The organism is Prolinoborus fasciculus (assembly GCF_056724605.1).
On record NZ_JBWZQN010000057.1, the window covers coordinates 1 to 24,298 of the forward strand.

Consider the following 24,298-nt stretch of genomic DNA (forward strand, 5'->3'; position numbering starts at 1 on the left):
CATGAGAAAGCCCATATAAATGGGTAATGTACAAGTTGCTGTAGAAGCATGTTTAGTTCGTCTGATCACAGATACGTTATAAACTATTGTAATACTTTTTTGAATCCGTCAATGCGTAAGTCCTATTTTGTTAGAAATAGCTCAACGCGGCATTATCTGTTTATTGCCGAAAAAGACAAGATTGTTGGACATTTCAATAGCCAGGATTTGGACCGCGTACTGAAAGAGAAGGGCAATCATAGCCATTTGATTCAAATTCCGAAACTTGGTCATATTACGATTTTGGGTTCACTCTCCAGTTTGTTTAGCCGTTTTTTCCAGACCAAGGCACAGGTGCTTTGGGCGCTCGAGGATGCATTTAAATCTTAAGACTGATATTTGGTTTAACCAAGCAATAGATAAAAAAGAATCCAGGAGAGATCATCCACTGGATTCTTTTTTAAGCCGTTGAGCTAAATCTTTCGAATGCAGATTTATAGCCAGGTCTTGGTATCATCTGCGACTACTGTACCTTGAGTCACATGCATGATCATGGCATGGGCAATACTGCCTTTAAACGGAATTTCAGGCAGCTGATCGAATTTAAAGAATTGCGCATCGCTAATTTCTTCTTCCTGCAGCTGTAGCTCACCACCAGCATATTCTGCCTTGAAGGCAATCATCAGGTTACTTGGGAAAGGCCAGGGCTGGCTGGCCAGATACTGGATATTTTTGAGATGCAGACCGACTTCTTCCAGCGTTTCACGACGTACTGCATCTTCTAGGGTTTCACCCACTTCAACGAAACCGGCAATCAGGCCATACATCTGACTTTTGGTATTGCGCGCGTTTTTGGCCAGTAAAATCTCGTCTTTGCCTCGGGTAATGACGGTAATAACGCAAGGCTGTACCCGTGGATATTGCCGGTAGTTGCAGGATGGGCAGACCATGGCATATTCAACAGCATGCGCTTCAGTCGCTGTACCGCAATGACTACAGAACTTATGGTTACGACGCCATTCTAAAAGTTGTACTGCGCGGCTGGCCTGTTCGAATTGCTGGGTATTCCAGAACTGTAACAGCTGACGGATGGGAACCAGTTGCAAGCCTGCAGGAATCGGCTCATCGGGAAGAAGATCACGGGCAATCACCTGATCACCCGTGTGGAGTAGCAAATCACTTGCTAAGGCTTCAACCCGTGGAAGTTGAAAGTGTTGATCGACCAGCAGTTGCTGTTGTTGAAAAATATAAGCAAGTGATAATTTGGACATTAGGCAACTATTTTGAGTTTCTCACTACTGTCCAATGCTACCTGAAACATCGCCTGTAATACAGGCTGTTTGTTCTTTAAGTTATCAATCATCATGTCGGCACTGGCCAGGGTGTCTAAAGCACGATGAATTTCTTCCGGACTTAATGCAATCGACAGATCAATACGGTTCTTGATGAATTCTGCAGTGGTGGTGAACGCAGTACGAACATGTTCTGCATTCAGGAACAGCATCGCGCCGCCAATCTCGCAAAACTGTACAGGAACAGGTTCGAGGGCAGTCAAGTCATGATCTTGCAGGTAATTGCTGAGAATCTGGCTAGAAAGCTCGATCAGGGCCTTGGTTTCTGTGAGTAAAGCAGCGTGTGCTTCATCCAGACGGTCCAGAGAAATATTCATGTTGTTGACGCGCAGCTGCAAGCGGCTCGAAGTGTGATGACGTTCCAGTACGCCAATCGAGTTCATGGCAGACAGAATGACATTCATCAACTGCTGGGCAAAGCTGGCATCCTGCATCATCTCCGGCTGGCTCAGTGAAGCGGCCTGACGGGTCAGGTCATGATGGGCTTCATTCAGGTTCAATACCTTGAAGATATTCGCCAGATTATTCAGTTGTGCCTGCAGTTCCTGAGTCTTTTCAGGCGTCATGTTCTGATAGTTGAACTCGATGTCATTACGAATTTGCGCCATTTCCGTGGTCACCAATTCGCTGATGGTATGCATGGTTTCAAAGTCTGGGCCATACAGATGGCGACTGAAGACCTGTAATTGCATATCGGTCAGCAGGTCATCGCCCACATTGAGCTGGCTACGGATAGATTGCGCAGTTTCATCTTCCTGACTGATACATAGGCTGAGCACATTGGCCAGATCAGCCAGCGAAGCCTTGAAGCTGTCTGCCGAGCTAAAATACTGTGCCATGTTGCGCTCAATGCTCACCAAGGTGCGTAGACGTGGCTCATTAATCAGCAGGTGCTCAATATTGTTTAACGCGACATATACCAGATTCCAGTACTGCTTGCTGTCATGTTGTTCTGCAAGTCCGGCCAGATAAGCCCCCACCAGTTTGATGGCTTGCAAATCCAGTTCACTTTCTTCCTGATTGATCAGCTTGTTGAGTGACAGCTTATACAGACGGTGTACATATTGGGATTTTTCCAGACTTGGTGCCTGTGGCAGCGCAAAATCAGGAGTGACGCAATCTAATAGCGATTCTACATGCTGGCCTTCAGTCGTCAGTGGTTTACCCAAAGCCAGTTCCAAGCGGTTCAGGGTATCCAGCAAAAACTGTGGAATTTTTACTTCACGCAAACAGATAAATTCGATATAGCGTTTCAGCATAGTGGTGCCTTCACTCAAGGCGATCACTTCTTGAGTATTGACCTGCGCCGGATTCCCCATAATCTTGCGCATTAATTCTGCTGAATATTGAGCGACTTTTGCCAGACTGGACATGTCGATGAGTGCCAGAACCTGGGCGCATTGTTCGAACTGATTTAATGCATCATCAATACCAAAAGGTAAAGTCTGGTCTTCTACCAAAGTGCTTACTGCTGATTCGACTAACTTGATCGAGTTATCAACCTCATTTTTTATTATCAGTAAAGCTGTTGGATCAAAATGTATAGAGGTTTGGTAAGACATGATCTGCACCTTTCCTGGAGTATTATCTATATATGAGCCCCGCTTTAAACTACGGGGCCTCTTTGTATTTACTATAACTGAAGAACGATAGTTTTAAACCTAAAGTATCCCCGGAAATGTAGATTTTATTTCGCGAAAAGGCAAGCAGTTCTATGTTTTTCTTCGAATTGTTTGACCCAATTCTCATGTTCCTGTAATTCCTGTTCTGACGGAAGAATCACCGGCAATTCAATTTCAACTCTGGCCATCCCTGAGCGGCTGTTCTGGTCTTCAGACTGAGACAGGGCATCGATATCAAAAGACACCTGTCCACCGGTCATGGCCAGATAAACATCGGACAGGATTTCCGCATCGAGCAAGGCACCGTGGAAGGTACGGTCGCGTTGTGGAATCTCGTAACGGCGCACTAAGGCATCCAGCGAGTTTTTCTGCCCTGGATGCTTGGACTTGGCCAGTGCCAGGGTATCGGTGACGTCACAGACCTCGGAGAGCGCTTTAAAACCTGCGCGTTTGAATTCCATATCCAGGAAGTTCATATCGAAGGTCGCGTTATGCGCAATAATTTCCGCGTCGTGTAAATAGTCAAACAGCACTTGAGAAATTTCTTCAAACAGCGGTTTGTCTTGCAGGAATTCGTCGGTGATCCCGTGGACATTCACAGAATCGCCGACCGGTGTTTTCGGATTGATATAAATATGAATCGAGCTGCCGGTCAGTTTGCGGTTAATCATTTCCAGCGCGCCGACTTCAATAATCCGGTCACCATCCTGATAATAAAAACCGGTGGTTTCAGTATCCAGAATCAGTTGTCGTGGGCCATGCAGCTGTAGCTTTGCTGGTGTAATGACAATTTGCGGATGTAGCTCAGTCGAGGCAGATGATTCTGAAGATGAAGCATCTTCATTGCTGTCTGTTGCTAAAACTTCAGTCTGTACAATTTCTTCAACAGTCACTTCGATGATTTCTTCCAGCTCTTCTTCTTCGCTCTCGGCCAGATCAAGACCGAAAGGATCGTCTAGCAACCAGTCGGGTTCAGATTTTTTTTTATCTTCAGACATTGAAGGGCTTTGCTTGGATTTTTTCAGGGTTTCATCAGCACCCAGATTGGCCAGCTGATCGGCCATTTCATTGCCCGGATGTCCAGCATGACCTTTGACCCAGTGCCATTCGATCTCACGTCCCTGACAGACTTCATCGAGTTTTTGCCAAAGATCCGGATTTTTGACATCTTTCCAGTTTTTCTTTTTCCAGCCATGAATCCATTCGGTAATGCCTTGTTTGACGTACTTGGAATCGGTATAGATCACCAGTTTGTCTTGCTTGTCACAAAATAGAATGCCCTCAATGGCAGCCGTCAGTTCCATACGGTTATTGGTGGTATGATCTTCACCGCCACAGATTTTGTGTTCTTGTTGGCCGTTAACAATGTACGCACCCCAACCGCCTAAACCCGGGTTGCCGCGACAGGCGCCATCAACATAAAGTGTGATAGTGTGTGACATAGATTAAATCCGATCAAAATAGAACAAGCTGGAAGGCTTATTGTATAGCGCAAATGCAGTCAATCAATCTATATGTCCGGGATTTTTTAATTTCTTGTAACATTTAACGTGAAATCGCGGTAAATTATTGGCTTGAGTCTTCGACATGCTTCACTACAATGGCATATCTAAAAAATAAATTTATATACGAGTTGTTTGGATTTCTTTATGTATAAACCAACCGCAATTTTGTGGCAGCCGACATTACCTACATTTTTAAAATATTCTGTACTGGGAACTGCACTTGCTTCCCTAGGACTGACGGGCTGTTCATCTACACAAAGTGCGACCCAAACAGCATCAAGCAAGCAGGTTGGATCACAATATCTGGATGCCAGCAGTCTGGATGGACTGGAAGATTTACTCTCTGCAACGGATATGCGTGCAGTCGAAGGCGACCGTTTACAGATTCTGAAACATGGTGATGTCTGGAAACGCATGACCGTGGGTTTCAAGATGGACTTAAGTGTCTGGAATCCGCGGATTGATGCGCAGCGTGGCTGGTTTATTTCACGTCAGCCTTATCTGGATCGCTTAAGTGCGCGTGCATCACGTTATTTATATTACACAGTAAAAGAAGCAGAACGCCGTGGCATGCCGACCGAGTTGGCACTGTTACCGATTATTGAAAGTTCTTATGACCCGGCAGCGACCAGTAGTGCGGCGGCAGCAGGTTTATGGCAGTTTATTCCAAGTACCGGCCGCATTTATGGTCTAAAGCAGACTTCTTTATACGATGGTCGTCGTGATGTGGTGGAATCCACCCGTGCAGCCTATGAGTTTTTGGGCAGTCTGTATAACCAGTTTGGTTCCTGGGAATTGGCGCTTGCTTCTTATAATGCAGGCCCAGGCCGTATCCAGCAGGCGATTAACCGTAACAAAGCTGCAGGTCTGCCTACCGATTATTGGTCATTGAAACTACCACAAGAAACCATGAGTTACGTGCCACGTTTCCTGGCGGTTGCACAAATTATTAAAAATCCGGGCAGTTATGGGGTGAGTTTGCCACCGATTGCCAACCGTCCGCATTTCCGTGAAGTACCGGTCGGTGTTGCCAGTTTAAATGAAATTGCAGCGATTACCGGTTTGAGCCGTGCAGAACTGTATCAATTAAACCCGGGTCATCGTGGTGATCATATTGATCCTGCAAGTCCGCGCCGTATTCTGATTCCTGCTGACTTAAGTCCTTCAGTGGATGAGAAGCTGAAAAAATTATCCGGTTCAGGTGGTTTATGGGCGAGTAACACGAACAGCTTGCCGCGAAATACGACGACAGTGGTGCCCACTAGAGCTGCACCGCCAGAATTAAATACGAAAACGATTACGCCTTCTAAACAGACTCCGCCAGCGGTTGTTAGTAATCAGCCTGCAACGAACGTTGCTAAAACAACGACTCCGGCTAAAGCTGCAAGTACGCCACCTGTCGTCACAGCAGCGGTAAGTACCGCGACAACGGCAAATACTGTGACCCAGACTACGAAAAAGATTTCGACGCCTAAAGGCTCATCTGCCTTGGCCAGTTTTGCGGCACAAAGTGATTTGCCAATTCCAAGTGCGCCGCGTATTCCGGTAGCTGTAACACCTGCAGCGCCAGCGAAACAGATTCAGGTCGAACCACCGATTTCGGCAGCTGAGCGTCAGCAAGTTCAGCAGGCGGTCATCGCACAGGATATTCAGAAAACTGTAGATGAAATTCTGCAGCCTGTTGCAACACCGGCAGAACAGGCCCAAGTGGTTGAAGAGCTGAAAGCATTGACGCCGGCTGGCACAGAAATTGTTGATCCTTATGACGGTAAAATCAAGCTGACTGCCATTCAAACCAGCCTGTCTGTTGCTGAGCAGCAAGGCAAAGAGCTCACCAAAGGCTTTTCTTATCCGAAAGAAGTTGCTGACAATACCACTGCGAATTCGGTTGAAGCCCAGCTGAATCAGGGCAAAAATTACGTCAAGACTGATTCTGAAGTGGTGGTGGTTGCTCCAAAAGGCAAACGCAGTACCTATAAGGTGTTACCAGGTGATAATCTGGCAATGATTGCGGCTAAAAATGGGGTGAACTGGCGTGATGTGGCGAAATGGAACCAGATTGATCCAAATTCTCCACTGTATGTGGGCACCACCATTTATCTGTATGATGCCAAACCTGTACAGGAAGCCAGCAAAGCCAAAGAAAAGCCGGAAACTTATGTCGTTCAGGCCAATGACTCTTTGACTAGCGTAGCGACCCAGTTTGGTTTTAGCGTGAAACAACTGGCTGATTTTAATGGACTGAATAGTAATAGCGGTCTGTTTGTTGGGCAAAAGCTGTCATTGAAAGATACAGGGCAGTCCAAAGCCAAAGTTGAAGACACGAAAAAAGCTGAAACTGTCAAGGTTCAGACCAAATCCTATACAGTGAAACGTGGTGAGTATCTGAAACTGATTGCCGATCGTTATGGGCTTTCAAATGCTGAACTGGCATCCTTGACTTCAGGTCTGACTGCCGGTAGCAGTCTGATGGTGGGACAGAAAATCAATGTACCACTTCAGGAAGTTGAAGGGCTAACGGCATCTAGCCAGAAAACTGAGCAGAAGTTTGAAAATGTCAAAGTCGATCAGACTGCGACTGAAAACTATCAGGTCAAACGCGGTGAAACCCTGTATAGCATTGCCAGTCAAAGCAAGCTGAGTGTTTCTGAACTGGCTGCATTGAATGGGTTGTCTGCCAATAGTGGTTTACGTATAGGTCAGACCATCAAGATTCCAGCCGGCAGTCAGATCCCTGAAACCTATACGGTTCAAGCGGGTGATACGCTGACCGGCATTGCCGCAAAATACAATCTGTCAATGGACCAGGTGGCGAGCCTGAATGGCATGTCACGTAATGCCGGCTTGCGTGTGGGACAGCGCCTGAAACTCAGTGGTGAAGTTGCTGAACCGGTACGTGAAGTGGTTGCTGAAACTGCGACGAAGAATACAAAATCGGATTCGCATGTGGTGAAGTCAGGTGAAACCTTAAGTTCTATTGCACGTCAGTATCATTTACAACTGAAATATCTGGCAGATTTAAATGGCCTGAATACCAATAGTACGGTGCGTATTGGTCAGCGTTTAAAAATTGAGGGTGACTTTCCGGTAGATAAAAAAGTTGAAGATGTGAAAGTGGCAACTAAGCCTGTAGCTTCTAAGGCAACTGAATCCTATACCGTTAAATCAGGCGAATCCCTGAATGCAATCGCCAGCCGTTTAGGCATAAGCGTGACCGACTTGGCTCAATTAAATAATCTAAGTCCACGCGCAGGATTAAGGGTCAGTCAAACCATTCAGATTCCAAAACTGGTGACTGATTATAAAGTCAAACGCGGTGATACCTTAATCGGTCTGGCTTCACGCTATGGTATGAACAGCAATGAACTGGCGGAAATGAATGATCTCAAACCGAATACGCAATTGCGTATTGGCGATGTGATTAAAGTACCGAATTAATGAATGGATCATGAGATTCGCTCATTTATTTAAAACTTTCAGGTTGATCTGGCTAGCCCCGCTGCTCGTGAGTAGCAGTTGGGCAGCCCTGATCACCACCCCATATATCGCGCTATATAACCAGCCGAAATATGCCCAGGCCAAATCCCTGCCTTATGCCAATCCGCAAGCAACGAAAGGCGGTACGCTGATTCTAGCAGCTGATGGCAGTTTCGATAATTTAAACAGCATGAATGGCAAGGGCAATGTCACTGAAGGGGGCAACTATATTTTTGACAGTTTGCTGTCCAAGTCACTGGATGAGCCCGGTGTGTACTATCCCTTGCTGGCGGAAAAAGTCAGTTTTGACCCCAAGAAAACCGCCTTTATTATTTTTCATTTAAATCCGAAAGCACGGTTTAGTAATGGCCAGCCGGTAACTGCACAAGATGTCAAATACAGTTTTGAACTGTTTCAGACCCAGTCCAATTTTGGCCTGCAGATGTATTTGGCTGATTTAAACCGGCTGGAAGTCCTGTCACCTTTACAGGTCAAAATGCATTTTAAATCCGGACATAATCCGGAAATGGCGATGATTGTCGCGCAGATGCCCATTTATTCTAAACAGGAATGGCAAAAACGTAATTTTAAAGAATTGACGCTGAAACCGATGCTGGGTTCAGGGCCTTATGTCATTGAACACATAGATGCTGGACGTAGTATTAGCTACAAACGCAATCCCCGATACTGGGGCAAAGACTTGATGGTCAATCGCGGGCGTTATAATTTTGACCGGATCAAGTATCGTTATTATCGTAGTCCTGAAATCAAGTTTGAAGCTTTCAAGTCGGGCCAATTTACCTTGCATGAGGAAAAACAGGTCAACCGCTGGGTGAAAGACTACCAGTTTCCCGCCGTTCGGCAAGGACAGGTGCAGCGTTACCGCTTTCAGCATCACAACCCGATTCCGACCCAGAGTCTGATATTCAATACCCGCCGTCAGCCTTTTGCCGATATCCGTTTCCGCCAAGCCTTGAGTTTTGCCTATGACTTTGAATGGCTGAATAAAGCCATGTTCTATGGTGAATATCAGCGCCTGAACAGCTTTTTTTCCAATAGCGAGCTTGCATCTCATGGACGGCCAGGCATTCAAGAACTGCACATTTTAAAACCCCATTTAAAGCAGCTTGATCCGGTTCAACGTCAGGCGGTACTTGAGGACTGGAAATATCCTCAGTCAGATGCCTCCGGTTTTAACCGGAACAATCTGTTAAAGGCCCGTCAATTGCTATTAAAGGCAGGCTATCGTTATCAACAGGGGAAGTTGGTCAATGCTGCGGGTCAACCGGTACAGATTGAGTTCCTGTTACATCAGGCGGAACAGCAACGTGATCTGATGCCATATCTACGTCATTTAAAACGCTTGGGCATTCAGGCCAGCATTCGTATGGTAGAAACCGCGCAATATTATGAACGGCTGCGGAATTATCAGTTTGATATGATTGTCGATACCATGCCGCAATCCCTGACACCGGGGCAGGAGCAGAAACAGTTCTGGGGCAGTCAGGCCGCCACGCAGCCAGGTAATTATAATTATGCCGGCATTCGAAATCCGGCCATTGATGCCGTCATTCAGCAGGTGACACAGGCTCAAAACCGTGAACAGCTGGTGAATAGTACCCGAGCATTAGACCGTTTACTGCGTGCAGGCTATTATCATATTCTGACTTATGGTACGGGCGAATACTGGTATGCTTACTGGAATATGTATCAGCAGCCGCAACGAAAACCTAAACTCTCCGCCGGGATTGATTACTGGTGGGTCGATGCGGCAAAGGCCAGACATGTGGCTGATTATTTCAAACAGCATTAAGCTCCAAGCCTATCAGGGAGTGCCATGAGCACTTATATTCTCAAACGTCTGTTGCTGATGATTCCAACCTTGCTGATCATTTTGCTGATCAATTTCATGGTGATCCAGCTGGCACCCGGTGGTCCGGTGGAGCAGGTGATTTATCAGGCGCAACAGGTCAATGGTTTGACGCATACCGGATTGCAGTATCAGGGAAAGCAAGGCCTCACACCGGAGATGCTTGAGCAGATCAATACCCAATACGGCTTTGACCAGCCGCTGCATATCCGCTTTTGGGAAATGGTAACGCGTTATGCGCAGTTTGATCTGGGGCAGAGTTTTTTCAAAGACAAGCCTGTGACTGAACTCATCTGGGAAAAATTTCCGGTATCGCTTTCTTTAGGCCTGTGGAGTACTTTGCTGATTTATCTGGTCTCCATTCCTTTAGGGATCAGTAAAGCCCGCAAACATGGCAGTCTGTTTGATCAGACCACCTCTCTAGTTTTGGCCGTGGGCTATGCCATTCCAGCCTTTATTTTTGCCATTTTACTCATCGTCTTTTTTGCTGGCGGGTCTTATCTGCACTGGTTTCCCTTGCAGGGAATTCGCTCTGAAAATTTTGCTGAACTCTCATTCTTTGCGAAAATTCAGGATTATTTCTGGCATATGGCCTTGCCGCTGTTGGCCATGGTGCTTGGCGGATTTGCCAGTTTGACCTATCTGGTCAAATTTTCCTTTGTAGAAGAGCTGAGCAAGCAATATGTCCTGGCTGCACGGGCAAAAGGTTTAACTGAATATGCAGTGCTATATCGGCATGTATTCCGGAATGCCATTTTAGTGCTCATCGCAGGTTTGCCCGAAGTTCTGATCGGGGTGTTTTTCGTGGGCAACCTGTTTATCGAGATTATTTTTAATCTGGATGGGTTAGGTGTTTTAGGGTTTGAGGCAATTATCCAGCGTGACTATCCGGTGATTTTTGGTACTTTGTTTATTTTCACCTTGCTCGGTCTGATACTGCGTTTACTCAGCGATTTGCTCTATCAACTGATTGATCCAAGAATTCATTTCAGTTCACGTCGAGGATCACAATAATGTCTTCCTTGATGCAAGTACGCTGGCAACGTTTTAAGCAGCATAAGCTGGGCTTTAGCTGCTTCATTATTTTCAGTGCTATTTTCATCATTTCCTTGGGTGCAGAACTGATTGCTAACGATAAACCCTTGCTGGTGAAATATGATCATGCTTTTTATCTGCCCATCCTGAAATCCTATCCGGAAACCACTTTTGGTGGGGTATTTGAGACAGAAGCAGAATATAAAGATCCTGCCGTACAGCAACTGATTGCAGAAAAAGGCTGGGCGATCTGGCCCATCATTCCGTTTTCCTATCAAACGCCAAATTTTGAACTGGCTGAACCGGTGCCATCGCCCCCGAGTGCGCAAAACTGGCTGGGAACAGATGATCAGGGCCGTGATGTTCTGGCACGGATTCTATATGGTTTAAGGATTTCATTACTGTTTGGTTTTGCTCTGACTTTATTGTCTGCGGTGCTGGGAATTTTAGCAGGGGCAATTCAGGGTTATTATGGTGGATGGATTGACCTGATCGGGCAACGCATACTCGAAGTCTGGAGCGGTTTGCCGATGCTGTTTATGGTGATGGTACTGGTCAGTCTGTTTACCCCGAGTATTTACTGGCTATTTCTGATCATGCTGTTATTTGGCTGGACCACACTGGTGAGTATGGTGCGCGCTGAGTTTTTGCGCGCCAGAAATCTGGAATACGTCTGGGCAGCAAGAAGTATTGGGGCCGGGGATGGACGGATCATGTTCAAACATATTCTCCCCAATGTGATAGGTTCTAGCCTGTCACAGTTACCTTTTATGCTAACCGCCAATATTACTGCACTGACAGCGCTGGATTTTTTAGGGTATGGTTTGCCACCCGAGTCGGCATCCCTAGGGGAACTCTTGCTTCAGGCCAAAAACAACTTAAATGCACCGTGGCTGGCATTGTCGGGATTCTTTAGTTTGGCAATTGTACTGAGTTTGCTAATCTATATGGGAGAAGCGGTACGGGATGCTTTTGATCCAAGAAACTAAATCACAAAAATCTTTAACCATGAAAAAATAAGCAGATAAAAATTGTGTAAATTTGACAAGACTGATTGTCAATTGTTCTGGCTTACGTTATAAACGAGTACAAAATAAAAGTAACGTATCAGGACAGATCATGACTCAATTGGCCGATTCCATTCAAATTCGCAATATCACTTTTAAAAACCGCATCATTAAAGGTGCCATGAGTGAAGCACTGGCCAATGATGCCGGCCAACCCAATCAGGCGCATTTCAAGTTGTATGAAGCATGGGCCGAAGGTGGTTTGGGTTGTGCTATTACGGGTAATGTCATGGTGGATTATCGTGCTAAGAATGAACCGGGCGTCGTAGTGGTAGAAACAGAACGCGATCTGGCGCAGCTCAAAGTCTGGGCCGACGTAGGCAAACAGCATGGCATGGTACAATTGGTCCAGTTGTCGCATCCGGGCCGCCAGTGTCCTAAGGGCCTGAATCAAGAAACGGTTGCACCGTCCGCAGTCCCATTTAGTCCGGCTTTGGCAATGAGCTTTGGAACCCCGCGGGAACTGCGTGAAGATGAAATCCTGGATATTATCCAGCGCTTTGCCACTTCGGCTGCTATCTGTGAAAAAGCAGGATTTGAGGGGGTGCAGTTGCATGGGGCACATGGTTATCTGATTAGCCAGTTTCTGTCACCGCTGACCAATAAGCGTCAGGATCAATGGGGTGGTAGTATTGAGAATCGTACCCGTTTCTTGCTGCAAACCTATCAGGCTGTTCGTGCTGCGACTTCGGAAAATTTTATTATTTCAGTCAAGCTGAATTCAGCTGATTTCCAGCGTGGCGGTATTAGCGAAGAAGATGTCATTTATGTCTTTAAGGCGATGGACGCTGCAGGCATTGATATCATTGAAGTGTCAGGTGGTAGCTATGAAGCACCTGCGATGGCCGGCGTGAAAGCAGACAAGCGCAAGGCCTCGACCATTGCTCGTGAAGCCTATTTCCTCGATTTTGCCGAAAAAATCCGTCAGGAAGTGAAGTGCCATATCATGGTCACTGGTGGATTCCGAACTGTTGAAGGCATGAATGCCGCGCTTGACAGTGGTGCTTGTGATTTTGTCGGGATTGCACGTCCCTTTGCGGTAGAACCTGACTTGGGCAATCGTCTGGTTGCAGGGCATGATGTACGTTATGCGGTTGAGAAAATTAAAACCGGTATTCCAATGGTCGACAAAATGGCGATTATGGAAATCATCTGGTATGCCGCGCAATTTAAAGAAATTGCCAAAGGCAAGCAGCCTAATCCAAAGCTGTCACCACTAAAGGTCTTTTTGCAGTATCTGAAAGGCAATGTCAAAGCGGTGATCAAGGGACAATTAAACTCGCGAAAATCGGCTTAATCTTTATTAAAAAACCGGACACTGCAAATGTCCGGTTTTTTAATTTCTGGCACTTAGGGGTGCTTTAGGAATAATGCATCGCCTGGGTCTGAAAAGGAAATAATAACTGGCTTAACTGACGAGTCGCCCATAAACCAATTTCAGTATGATGCATATGCGGTGCAGTATAAGGAATCAGTAAATCAATTTTCTGTTCCGCACCTTCACAGCGCATGAAGCGACTTTTTAACTGATTCAAGCGCTGCTGGTCCATACGGCTCATTGCAGGTTCAGTTTTTGCCTGTGATGGGGTTGCACTACGTGAGGACAGGCGAGTTGCCAAGCCTGCCCCCTGAATCCAGTCTTTAATAATCTGTTTTTCAGTCGCATTAAAGACCCCAAACATTTTACCCTCCGGATGATCGATCATTTTCCAGAAGCGGCTTTGTTCTATTGGCGCATCTTTCACTATCCAGCCTTTTTCAATCATGACCTGCAAAAACTCGGCAATCTGGGCAGGATCGGACAACCAGTCATTGATGGTCTTGCCACTAAACTGGCATTTCTGATTATGAATATATTGACCAATCAGCGCTTTATTCTGGAAAACTTTTAAAGCCATCTGCCCAATATCCAGTTCCTTGATGATTTGGGAAGAACTTCTACCAAGGTCATTCAGGACATAGCCTTTTTTAATCAGTTCCAGATAAGTTTCTGGGTTTTCTGCATGATTAAAATGCTGGATAAATGCTTGCAGGGATTTCTGCGCATGACCATTGTGAGCATTATCAATAGTAATGTGCACATTAAAATAATGCGGATCGATACCCAGTTCAGCCAGTTCATAATTGGTGATTAACAAATGCAGTGGTAACTGTTCATAACCGAGATTAAAGCCAAGGACCAAAGGTAGATATTTGGCCGGGGCATAAGCCAGTGCCAACTGTACGGCAGCCTGTTCGTAGTAACTATCATCTAAATGCTCGGCATAACTGTTCAGCTCATAATGACTCAACAGGTCCTGATACATGGTGACATGGTTGGCACGCGGATGCCCTAAACCAAGCTCTTCGAGATAGATGTAAATCAAATCTTTCAACTCGGGCTGATTGCAGTTTGGCACGGTTGAATACAACCAAGCACCATCGACCAGTTTAACCGGTGCAACTTTCGCCAGGAATTCGAAAGCCTGAGAAACCGTCGGAAAATATTCCCGGGGCTGCTGCTGTTTCCGGCGATTGACATAGGTCTGGAAAGTCGCACAAACCTGATGATGTTGTTCTAAAAGATGCTGTTCAACCTGTGCAGGCTGATCCAACCATCCGAGAGTATCAATATTTAAATTTTTAATCAGATCGCTCAAATAAGATTCGGCTTTTTCGGTTTTGGTATATGTCGAAATTTCAGTATCTTGAAAAAAGTCGACCCAATCCTTAAAGCTTTTAATTTGATAATTATGATTTTTATTTGGCGATAAAGGTAAACTTAGCTCTGTGCTGACGAACATAATCTGATCCTTGCAGATTTCTCTTGATTTACCTTAACGTGCCCTCTAAAAGCAGGGTGTTGAATTTTTGTTCTAATTTATTGGTGTATTGCTTTAAATGAAAATGAACGGATATTTCTATGCATAGAAATGTTAAAACAATACAAATTGTAAAATTAAGAATGGGATGGCAGCCCCCAGAAAGAGAGCTAGATTTGAACGAATGATAAAAACAAGGTTTAAAGTTTTCAGAAATAAAATTTGCAAGATAAAAAAAAGCCCGAGTCGCAATGCTCGGGCTTTTTGTTGAGATGTTGCAATCTCGAATATGGCGTCCCTACGGGGATTCGAACCCCGGTTACCGCCGTGAAAGGGCGATGTCCTAGGCCTCTAGACGATAGGGACAGTACAGAAGATAAATTTTAAAACCGCTACTTTTAGCTTGAAGTAATGGCGTCCCTACGGGGATTCGAACCCCGGTTACCGCCGTGAAAGGGCGATGTCCTAGGCCTCTAGACGATAGGGACTTAATAAAATGTACTTCTGAAAATTGGCGTCCCTACGGGGATTCGAACCCCGGTTACCGCCGTGAAAGGGCGATGTCCTAGGCCTCTAGACGATAGGGACGTTTCAGAGGTGGGCGTATGATAGGGTGAAAACTGGGGGGTGTCAAACGCATTTCTGCACTTTTTCTGGTTTTTGGGATTGAGTGCGTAAATTTAAAACAATCTTGTGGAAATACTGGAAAATTACATGGTTTAAGCCGGATTTTTAAGCAATTCCAGAATTGCTTCTACCACCTGCGGATGGAGTAAATAGCCGGTAATGTCATGCGGGCGGTGAATATGCGTACGAATGCCATGGTTAATAATTGCGGGTTGAAACTGAAATGGCGGTTGTGTAAGAGGAAAGGCGGTAAGAAAATCATCAGTTGAATAAAAATTTATCCAGTCGCCTGTAATTGCAGCAGGTCGTACAATGGGTTGCGGTAAATGTGACTGGATCACCTGGAAGGCTAATGGTGATCCTCAAGTAATAAAACGCTGTACATTCAGTTCAGGATGCTGAATAAGATAATTATAGGCAATCACACTGCCCAGAGAATGAGCAATCACAATGCAAGGTTTGCGACCATTCAATTGCCGGGCAATCCGTTCATGAACTTCCTTCATGAAACCAGGATTGTCGAGATACAGATAGGTTTCAATCAGAAATTTCTGAAGCAGGCTCCGATGCAGGTTGGGAAAATAATTCAGCAATAATACAAAGTCTCGTAGTGCAACATTTTTGCTCAGCGTGGTAATAAATTTGAATTTCTGTTTGAAATCCATCGGGTCATTCAGATGAAGCTGAGGAAGATCTGAAATCACGGGCTTGCGCCAGCCAGGACGTGGAACTGGTGCAGGAAGCTGAGGATGGACAGGTTGACGGAAACGAAAGCTAGGCCATTGCTGAGGCATCAAGGTGCCAGCATTCAGGATGTTGCGAACGTTATAGTGTGAAAGCAAGTCTCCATAAAATGGAATGTGAATGTGACGTCGTAAATAACTGAATCTGGCATCATGACGGTGTTTGCGAATGCCTTTTTGAAGTATATGCAGCCAGCGCTGGCGGATCGATGCAGCACTATGATGTTGCTGGTTCATTCCATGAATAAAAATAACTTTCATCGATACCTCACGGAGGTCGATCTATATATTCACAGTATAGAGAAAATTGTGGCAAGCCAAGCTGCACTTTTTGTGGCGTTAATGTGTAAATTATCTTTGATAAAACAATCATTAACAGACATCTGTATATTTATAAAAAAGGCAGAAAAAGCAGTAAATTGGTAGGTCCGAATGAAAGATTTTACTGAATAGAGAAAGAATATGAATGGAACGGTAAAAGTTGAATTTAGAGGTTGGCGTGAGTTTTATAGTAATTCCAGGAGCACTTTAATGATGTCCGGATGCTGAATATAACCATCAATATCATGCGGATGATAGATGGAAGTATGAATCTCTTGATTAATAACCGCCGGCTGAAACTGGAAGGGTGGTTCTGATAATGGAAAAGCGGTCAGAAAGTCATCGCTACAATAGAAATTTATCCAATCGCCTGAAATTGCAGCAGGCCGTACAATTGGTTGCGGCAGATGAGCCTGGATCACCCGAAATGCCAACGGTGATCCGAGAGTAATAAAACGCTTGATATTCAGCTCCGGATGCTGAATCAAATAATTATAGGCAATCACGCTGCCAAGCGAATGTGCCACCAGAATCTGTGGCCTGCTGCTATAAAGTTGATCATGAATGCGGCAGTGAACTTCCTGCATAAAATGTGGGTTGGCTAAATAAAGATAAGCTTCTAGCAAAAATTTATGCAAAAAGCTGGCGTGTAAGCTGGGAAAATAATTGATGAGTACCGCAAAATCCCGCAAGGCAATATCTTTGCTTAATGCTGTGATGAACTTCAGTTTCCGATTGAAATTCAGGATATCATCCAGATTCGACTGCGGGACGTCACAAATTTGATAGGTACACTGATCTGGTGGCGGTGCCGGTTGCAGCTGTGCGGGATGTAAAAAAGGGAAATGCGGCCATTGTTGCGGCATCAGGGTGCTGGCATTCAATACGTTATGAAAATGATGCCGAGAAAGTAAATCGCCATAAAAAGGGATACGGATATGCCGTTTTAAATAAGTAAAACGGGCTTGCTGTTGAGGGTTTTTCCGGAGGCCTCTTTTGAAGAGGTGCAGCCAATGTTGACGCAATGAAGTAGCCGTATACTGTTGCTTGTTCATGCCGTGAATAAACACAATTTTCATCGATGCACCATTAGGTTGCACAATATACAATCAGTATAGTATAGATAAAAAAAGAGCGGCCGAAGCCGCTCTTTTAAAACTGATGATTAAGACTTGTTATGATAAAAGGCATAATAACTTGCGTAACATGCTGCAATAAATAGCAAACATCCTACGAAGCTGATGCGCATTGATGGATCAAAGACCATACTGATACAGGTAATAAAACAGAAAACAAAGCCCAGGATTGGCACAATCGGGAACAATGGTGCAGCAAAGCCCAGTTCTTTGGCAGTATGACCTTGTTTATACCATTGACGACGGAAGTTGAACTGGCTTAAGCAAATACTCATCCAGACCACCACCATGGTAAACGCCGCAACGCCCAGCAAGTTGGTAAAGATCGTCTCTGGCGCAAACTGTTCAGACAATAAACCTGGCAATGCACCCAGCATGGTCACCATGACTGCAATATACGGTACACCGCGAGCATTCAGTCTTGAGAATACGGCAGGCAACTGTTTGCTGTATGACAATGACCACATCATACGAGAAGCAGCAAATAAGCCCGAGTTGGCGGCAGACAACAATGCAGTGATAATTACAAAGCGGATGATGTCTTCAGCATATGGGATACCAATGTGCTGGAATACGGTTACGAACGGACTGCTACTCACGCCTTCAGCAGCTAAGCCTGCTTCCTGATGCGGAAGTAAGGCTGTTACCACGATAATGGTACCTACAAAGAAAATTAATAAGCGGAAAATCGCAGTATTAATTGCTTTAGGAACATTTTTCGCAGGATCTTCAGTTTCACCGGCAGCCACACCAATCAGCTCGGTACCAGAGAAGGCAAAGTTCACAATCAGCATCGTAGCAAAAATCGGGAATAGACCTTCAGGGAACCAGCCTTGTGCAGTTAGATTGGTAAATAAAGGCGCAGCTTCATAGCCTTGATAGCCCAGAACACCAAAGATGGCCAATAGACCTAAAAGAATAAAAGCAACAACCGTGACCACTTTTACCAGTGCCAGCCAGAATTCGGATTCGGCAAACCAGCGGGTAGAAATCATATTTAGACTAAATACGAATACACCAAAGATAATGGTCCATAACCACATAGAAATGTCCGGGAACCATTCCTGCATCAGCAAGGCCGCTGCAGTAAATTCAGTTCCAAGAGTGACCGACCATGTCAGCCAGTATAACCAGGTGATGGTATAGCCTGTGCCTGGTCCAATATAACGTTTGGCATAAGCACCAAATGAACCAGATTCTGGCATATGAACGGCAAGTTCGCCCAAACATAGCATCACCATGTACGCGATAATACCGCCCAGGAGATAAGCGAGAATGGCACCTACAGGCCCCGTTTGTGCAATGACTTCACCCGACCCTAAGAATAGGCCTGTTCCGATTGCGCCACCAAGCGAAATCATGACCAGATGTCGAGTACTCATAGCGCGTTTTAAAGGCGCAGAATTGCCCTGATGCGTAGCATCATTCGGAGATGAGTGCATAGGAAATAAGAAATACTTCAAAGGAATGAAGCGAGCTATTGTAGTGAAAAACTACAAATCTGCAATCGAATAATGGTAATTTCGAATAAGGTCTGATCGTATGAGATCAATAGATGGCGTCCCTACGGGGATTCGAACCCCGGTTACCGCCGTGAAAGGGCGATGTCCTAGGCCTCTAGACGATAGGGACGTTGCGAGGTGATGCGTATATTAAGGATTAAGCCGGGGTTTGTCAAAAGGGTTTTTGCTAAAATTCATTTAACAGTTTAAACATTAGGCAAAACAAAAACTTTATTTTATTAAGATGTTATTTTCTGAACAGATTTCAAGACTATAAAAAATAAATATTTGAAAAGATCACTAAAACTTAGTGATCTGGAGCCTGATATTGCTCAGGCTGAGAGTTTTCAGCTGGGGTTGACACTGTCTCAGTCTCCGCAGTGTTGTCATCATCACGGTTGACGATATAGAGATATAGCGCGGACGGGGCTAAAATCAGTAAAACCAGTAAGATCTTTTTTAACATGATACAAAGGCAAAATATGAAATCGCATTAATTATAGCCTAAGCAAATTAAAAAGAGCAGCAGCATGTACCTATTCAGGCTCTAGAATTTAAAAGTAACATCTGCAATAAATTGGCGGCCGATTTCAGTCATTACACGTGGTCTATCATTTGAGGTCGAGCCTGTTGTATAGGTATTCACGCGGTTGGTGACGTTGTTAATGATTAAACCAAAAATTGCCCTTAAATCTTTTGAAATTTCCCAATCATAGGTGGTGCGCATATCCCATGTAAATTTTGGTTTAATTTCAGAGGCTAAATAGGTGTCAAGCAGTTCACTTTCATACTCGACTTTGTCATTTTTATCGGAGACTACAGCCATATCATCGTAACTGTTTTTATAGCTAAAGAAGTTTGAAATACGTACAGGCAGTGTATCGAATGTAATATCCCAGTTTACTCGTGCGGTCCATGGTTGGTTAAAGTTTGGGGCAGGGCGGTCTGACCAACGGATAATTTGACCATCATAAGAGACCCATTCATCTTGAGTGGCTTGATCATAGGCTGAAGTGTAATCTACATAACTGCGGAAGACTTCACTGTATCAAATCCCAAGGCAAATAAATGTTGGCTATCCCCCAGTGCGATCGGTTGACGATTTTTAAGTGTTAAGGTGTAGATGTCAGCTTTGCCACTTCCATCATTGTTATATTCGTAGAAGAATTTTGATCCATCTAAAGGAGTAACTTTAGTTTTTGATATTTCATCCTGATATTTACGATTGACCCATTTTAGCCCTAGATCCCAATTCTGGATTTGTGTATTCAGGCCTAAAACAGTCTCGTCACTGAAAGGGGTATTGAGCGCTGAACTACGCGCACCGCTGGATAGTGCAGTTTGTGTTTCTACCCAAGTCGCATGTGGGTTTTCACGTGACAGTTTGTAGAGCAAATCATTTTGAATTTCATTCAGCTCTGTACCTAAAGTTTGCTGACCATAGTAGCGATTCCACCCAGCGGATAAATGCAATTGATCATTACTAAAGGGTTTGTAAGAGAGACGACTGCGAGGGGAAATATTGATATTACTACTCAAAGAGTCATAATCAGCATGAACACCAAGGCGTGTTGAAAATTGATCATTCCACTGAATATTATCTTCAATAAATATATTTAGGCGATCTTGCTGAGCTTTGATATCACCAGCTTTGTACAGAGTCCCACCAGCGATATATTGTCCATTCCAACCATTTATAGTTAGTTTCTCATCACAATATGGGTCACTTTGAAGGCAGGTAGTATCTTTGCCAAGTTCTTTTAAGTTGATCTTTGTCGCGAGTAAAACATCCTCGACTCGTTTCCACGCAACATTAGCATGGCTATAACCCGTACCTATAGTCATGTTGTGTTGGGATTGACCAAGTTTAAAAGGGTCTATATTCGCTTGTAGGTCATAGGAAAGGACGTCTTGGCGTTGTTCAATATCTCCCATGATGGCGCCCTCTCGAACTACATCGGTATTATTCCAATCTTTACTTCCTTTGGCGTAGTACCAATGCATACTGTAGTTATTGTCAGCAACACGTTGTGTCGCCGAGTTTTGGAAATTAAGTTTGTGTACGAGAGTACCTAAGTTGAAGCGATGTTCAAGTTCCGAGAACAGAGTAAGTGTTTCGGTTTCAGTAGTACTACCTGAATCACGATTGCTGTCCACATAACTTAAGCTATCGAGCAAACCATAATCGAAACCAAACTTCGCTTTGGTTGAGGTGTTTGGTGTATAAAATAATGTTGCACCAAGATTTGAGATATGTCGTTCTTGATCAATTGTTTTAGGTGTTTCAAAACCACTTTTGACTGGGATGATAGACTCTCGTTGAGAAGCATAAGCATTAAAGCTCCAATCATTCGAGAGCTTCCCATAAATATTGGTGCTTAGACCTTGTTTGGTATATTCCTTTTGGTAGTCATCTGTGGGCTCTTCAAATTTACTTTCTTCTAAAGGTGAAATTGAGTTGTAGCGAGCCCAATCGATTTCAGTGTAATCGTAAGTGATAGAACCGTGAATTTTACCTATCTCTGTTTGCGGTGCACATGTTTTAGCATTTACAACCCCACCTGTGAATTGACCATAAGCGGCAGACACATTGCTATCTAATACTTCAAGCTCACAAAGTAGGTCAGTGTTCACTGCCATAGCTTGTGCGCCAGTCCCAATATCTTGAAATGTATTTATGTTTGAATTTGCTGGATTAATAAGTAGGTTGTTGGAAACACCATTCACAATGAAATTGTTTTGGAAGGTTTGTGCACCATTAATTGAGATTTCGGCAGGTTTAATTTCACCTTGAGAACCTGCTGCAAGTTGTGACTGACTAAACTGCACATTCGGATTCACTTTTAAAAAATCGGTAATGTTCTTTGAGCTATTTGGCGTACTTTCTAAATCTTCTTTTGAATAAACTGTTTTTCCCACTTCATTTGCTTGCTGAGCTTCGATAATAATCGTGCTGAACTTAACCGAAGCTTCCTTGAGGATGGATTCTTGATAATTTGATTCTTCTGCAAAACTAGATGTTGATAAAGCTGTTAAAACTGCAATAGAAAGTGGGGAATAAGCAAAACGCATGAGAAGGGTTGAATATGCGAAAGATAATGGAAGTGATTATCATTAAATTTAAGAAGGCAATCAATAGTAATGAGAATTATTTTCATTAATTAATTGATAAAAGTGTAGGACTTGAGCAGCTTAAGATGCTGATCAAAGAAATATAAAGAAGAGAAAAAATAGATGGCGTCCCTACGGGGATTCGAACCCCGGTTACCGCCGTGAAAGGGCGATGTCCTAGGCCTCTAGACGATAGGGACGTTTAGAAGATGGCGGTATCTTATTGATCCGCCACCAGAGTGTCAAGCAGGTGAGGTGCGAGTTTGTTTAAAATATAGCAAAACAGTTCAGCGGTCTTCTGCGTATCATATAATGCAGAATGGGCTTCTTTACCATCAAACTCGATTCCAGCTTGGATACAGGACTTCGCCAGTACAGTCTGACCAAACATCACCGCACTTAAAGTCACTGTATCGAAGACAGAAAAACTATGAAACGGGTTCTGGTTTTTGGTCCCGGTACGGGCAATCGCGGCCTGAAGAAAACCTAAATCGAAATGTGCATTGTGTCCGACTAAAACTGCATGGGTACAATTTTGCTGGCGACGCACTTCATTCACCGATTTAAAAATGCGCTTGAGTGCAGTTTTCTCATCTTCGGCCATGGCGATTCGCATTGGATTAGAAGGATCGATCCCAATAAACTCCAGCGAACGTCGGTCGAGGTTTGCCCCTTCGAAAGGATTGATATGTGCATGGTAAGCTTGACCCGGCACAAATTGACCCTCCTCATTATAAACAATCGGAATGGCCGCAATTTCCAGCAATGCATCAGTCTGCGCATTAAAACCTGCAGTCTCGACATCGACAACTACAGGTAAGAATCCACGAAAACGTTGACCAATGATTGGGAGCGTTTCATTTGTCACACTTTTCTCCATTGAATGGTTTTACCAGCATACAGTGGGATAATCTGTTCACCATCCAGATAGTCTAAACTTTCAGGGATTACTTGATCTTCTTTAACCAGGGTAATGGTATTGGTATTACGTGGCAGGCCATAGAAGTCTGCACCAAAATGGCTGGCAAAACCTTCCAGGCGTTCAATTTTACCCACCTGATCAAATGCCTGAGCATACAGCTCAATGGCAGTCGGCGCACTATAACATCCTGCACAGCCACACGCATTTTCTTTTGCATTTTTTGAATGCGGCGCGCTATCTGTTCCCAGGAAAAATTTAGGATTACCGCTGGTTGCGACTTCCAGCAAAGTTTGCTGATGCGTTTGACGTTTTAAAATCGGCAAGCAGTAGAAATGCGGCTTGATCCCACCAACCAGCATGTCATTGCGGTTAAACAATAAATGTTGCGGCGTAATGGTTGCAGCGACATTACGGTCTTGCTCAAGTACAAAGTTTGCTGCTTCGCTGGTGGTGATGTGTTCGAGCACCAGTTTCAGCTTGGGAAATTGTCTGAGTAAGGGAGCCAGCACTTCATCCAGGAAACGCTTTTCACGGTCAAAAATATCGACATGATTATGCGTCACTTCACCATGTAGCAATAAAGGCACTTGGTGTTCTTCAAGCTGTTCAATTACGCCGTAGACTTTGCTCATATCGCTCACACCACTATCGGAGTTGGTGGTCGCACCCGCAGGATAGAGCTTGATGGCATTGACATGCGCAGATTCTTTGATCTTTTTAACTTCGCTTGCCGGGGTGTTGTCAGTGAAATACAGCACCATACGCGGGTCGAAATTTACCCCTTCAGGCACATGTGCCATGATACGTTCACGGTAGGCATTGGCTTCTTCGACAGTTTTAACGGGTGGCACCAGATTTGGCATGCAAATGGCGCGAGAAAACTGCTTGGCTAAATCGGGAACGGTACGTTGAAGTGCTAAACCATCACGCAGGTGAACGTGCCAATCATCTGGCTGGAGAATCGTAATCGTATTCAAGGCAAATTCAGTCGAACAAATAAAACAAATGATAATCCATCTATAGTAAAAATGGTAACGAGAAAGCGCTACAAAATAAGGGATATGTATAAATTAATTTTAAAAAGTATGTTATTTTAAAATTAATAGGACTTACGCATTGACGGATTCAAAAAAGTATTACAATAGTTTATAACGTATCTGTGATCAGACGAACTAAACATGCTTCTACAGCAACTTGTACATTACCCATTTATATGGGCTTTCTCATG

At 44.4% G+C, this 24,298-nt stretch carries 19 protein-coding genes and 5 tRNA genes; 6 read left to right on the top strand and 18 right to left on the bottom strand.

The features are described 5' to 3' along the window. Positions 1-111 precede the first annotated feature (111 nt). Positions 112-369: a hypothetical protein gene (locus AC1P5O_RS12825; RefSeq protein ID WP_499006119.1), complete on the top strand. Its 258-nt coding sequence runs from the start codon at positions 112-114 to the stop codon at positions 367-369. Between the two features lie 104 nt (positions 370-473). Here AC1P5O_RS12825 and nudC read toward each other — a convergent pair whose 3' ends face one another. From nudC to dnaQ, 3 genes are all read right to left on the bottom strand, one after another. Next, complete coding sequence (gene nudC / locus AC1P5O_RS12830) at positions 474-1,250, bottom strand: NAD(+) diphosphatase (protein ID WP_004646364.1); 777 nt, start codon at positions 1,248-1,250, stop codon at positions 474-476. Then, the gene (locus AC1P5O_RS12835; RefSeq protein ID WP_348942252.1) at positions 1,250-2,893 is read right to left on the bottom strand and encodes a chemotaxis protein; all 1,644 of its coding nucleotides are present in this window, start codon (positions 2,891-2,893) and stop codon (positions 1,250-1,252) included. Before AC1P5O_RS12835 ends, nudC begins: the two co-directional genes overlap by 1 nt. Before the next feature lie 125 nt (positions 2,894-3,018). Then, positions 3,019-4,395, bottom strand: a complete 1,377-nt coding sequence (gene dnaQ, locus AC1P5O_RS12840) for a DNA polymerase III subunit epsilon (protein ID WP_253138867.1) — start codon at positions 4,393-4,395, stop codon at positions 3,019-3,021. A gap of 207 nt (positions 4,396-4,602) precedes the next feature. On the opposite strand from dnaQ, the gene AC1P5O_RS12845 reads away from it, so the two are divergent. From AC1P5O_RS12845 to AC1P5O_RS12865, 5 genes are all read left to right on the top strand, one after another. Further along, on the top strand, positions 4,603-7,896 hold the full coding sequence (locus tag AC1P5O_RS12845; protein ID WP_348942253.1) for a LysM peptidoglycan-binding domain-containing protein: 3,294 nt from the start codon (positions 4,603-4,605) through the stop codon (positions 7,894-7,896). Positions 7,897-7,906: 10 nt separating this feature from the next. Beyond that, entirely contained in the window at positions 7,907-9,748 is a 1,842-nt protein-coding gene (locus AC1P5O_RS12850) for an extracellular solute-binding protein (RefSeq protein WP_253138861.1), read from the top strand. Between the two features lie 24 nt (positions 9,749-9,772). Beyond that, positions 9,773-10,819 carry an ABC transporter permease subunit gene (locus AC1P5O_RS12855; protein ID WP_253138860.1) on the top strand — a complete coding sequence of 349 codons (1,047 nt, stop codon included), beginning with the start codon at positions 9,773-9,775 and terminating at the stop codon, positions 10,817-10,819. Beyond that, entirely contained in the window at positions 10,819-11,829 is a 1,011-nt protein-coding gene (locus AC1P5O_RS12860) for an ABC transporter permease (protein ID WP_253138857.1), read from the top strand. Before AC1P5O_RS12855 ends, AC1P5O_RS12860 begins: the two co-directional genes overlap by 1 nt. A 130-nt stretch (positions 11,830-11,959) precedes the next feature. Beyond that, positions 11,960-13,204: an NADH:flavin oxidoreductase/NADH oxidase family protein gene (locus AC1P5O_RS12865; protein ID WP_253138854.1), complete on the top strand. Its 1,245-nt coding sequence runs from the start codon at positions 11,960-11,962 to the stop codon at positions 13,202-13,204. A gap of 64 nt (positions 13,205-13,268) precedes the next feature. Here the strand turns inward: AC1P5O_RS12865 and AC1P5O_RS12870 are convergent, their stop codons facing one another. The 15 genes from AC1P5O_RS12870 to pyrC form a co-directional block, all read right to left on the bottom strand. After that, positions 13,269-14,690, bottom strand: coding sequence for an iron-containing redox enzyme family protein (locus tag AC1P5O_RS12870; RefSeq protein ID WP_253138851.1), 1,422 nt, complete (start codon positions 14,688-14,690; stop codon positions 13,269-13,271). 308 nt (positions 14,691-14,998) lie between these two features. Beyond that, positions 14,999-15,074, bottom strand: a tRNA-Glu gene (locus AC1P5O_RS12875). 46 nt (positions 15,075-15,120) lie between these two features. Then, positions 15,121-15,196, bottom strand: a tRNA-Glu gene (locus tag AC1P5O_RS12880). A gap of 24 nt (positions 15,197-15,220) precedes the next feature. Further along, positions 15,221-15,296: transfer RNA gene (locus tag AC1P5O_RS12885), tRNA-Glu, on the bottom strand. 131 nt (positions 15,297-15,427) lie between these two features. Then, positions 15,428-15,676: a hypothetical protein gene (locus AC1P5O_RS12890; RefSeq protein WP_499006124.1), complete on the bottom strand. Its 249-nt coding sequence runs from the start codon at positions 15,674-15,676 to the stop codon at positions 15,428-15,430. A gap of 21 nt (positions 15,677-15,697) precedes the next feature. Beyond that, positions 15,698-16,339 carry a hypothetical protein gene (locus AC1P5O_RS12895; protein ID WP_499006126.1) on the bottom strand — a complete coding sequence of 214 codons (642 nt, stop codon included), beginning with the start codon at positions 16,337-16,339 and terminating at the stop codon, positions 15,698-15,700. A 245-nt stretch (positions 16,340-16,584) separates the two neighbouring features. Further along, the gene (locus AC1P5O_RS12900; RefSeq protein ID WP_253138847.1) at positions 16,585-17,478 is read right to left on the bottom strand and encodes an alpha/beta fold hydrolase; all 894 of its coding nucleotides are present in this window, start codon (positions 17,476-17,478) and stop codon (positions 16,585-16,587) included. A gap of 86 nt (positions 17,479-17,564) precedes the next feature. Then, positions 17,565-18,977 (bottom strand): amino acid permease, encoded by a 1,413-nt coding sequence (locus tag AC1P5O_RS12905; protein ID WP_005107442.1) that lies wholly within the window; start codon positions 18,975-18,977, stop codon positions 17,565-17,567. A 114-nt stretch (positions 18,978-19,091) separates the two neighbouring features. Next, positions 19,092-19,167 (bottom strand) — tRNA-Glu (locus tag AC1P5O_RS12910). Positions 19,168-19,344: 177 nt separating this feature from the next. Beyond that, positions 19,345-19,503 carry a hypothetical protein gene (locus tag AC1P5O_RS12915; RefSeq protein WP_253138844.1) on the bottom strand — a complete coding sequence of 53 codons (159 nt, stop codon included), beginning with the start codon at positions 19,501-19,503 and terminating at the stop codon, positions 19,345-19,347. A gap of 81 nt (positions 19,504-19,584) precedes the next feature. Beyond that, positions 19,585-19,863, bottom strand: a complete 279-nt coding sequence (locus AC1P5O_RS12920) for a hypothetical protein (RefSeq protein WP_253138841.1) — start codon at positions 19,861-19,863, stop codon at positions 19,585-19,587. Positions 19,864-20,057: 194 nt separating this feature from the next. Then, on the bottom strand, positions 20,058-22,109 hold the full coding sequence (locus AC1P5O_RS12925) for a TonB-dependent receptor plug domain-containing protein (RefSeq protein WP_253138838.1): 2,052 nt from the start codon (positions 22,107-22,109) through the stop codon (positions 20,058-20,060). Between the two features lie 163 nt (positions 22,110-22,272). Next, a tRNA-Glu gene (locus AC1P5O_RS12930) sits at positions 22,273-22,348 on the bottom strand. Between the two features lie 20 nt (positions 22,349-22,368). Continuing rightward, entirely contained in the window at positions 22,369-23,016 is a 648-nt protein-coding gene (rnt, locus tag AC1P5O_RS12935; RefSeq protein WP_004646379.1) for a ribonuclease T, read from the bottom strand. After that, a complete protein-coding gene (gene pyrC / locus AC1P5O_RS12940; protein WP_004279558.1) occupies positions 23,013-24,047 on the bottom strand; it encodes a dihydroorotase in 1,035 nt (344 codons plus the stop codon). Before pyrC ends, rnt begins: the two co-directional genes overlap by 4 nt. Positions 24,048-24,298: the final 251 nt, after the last annotated feature.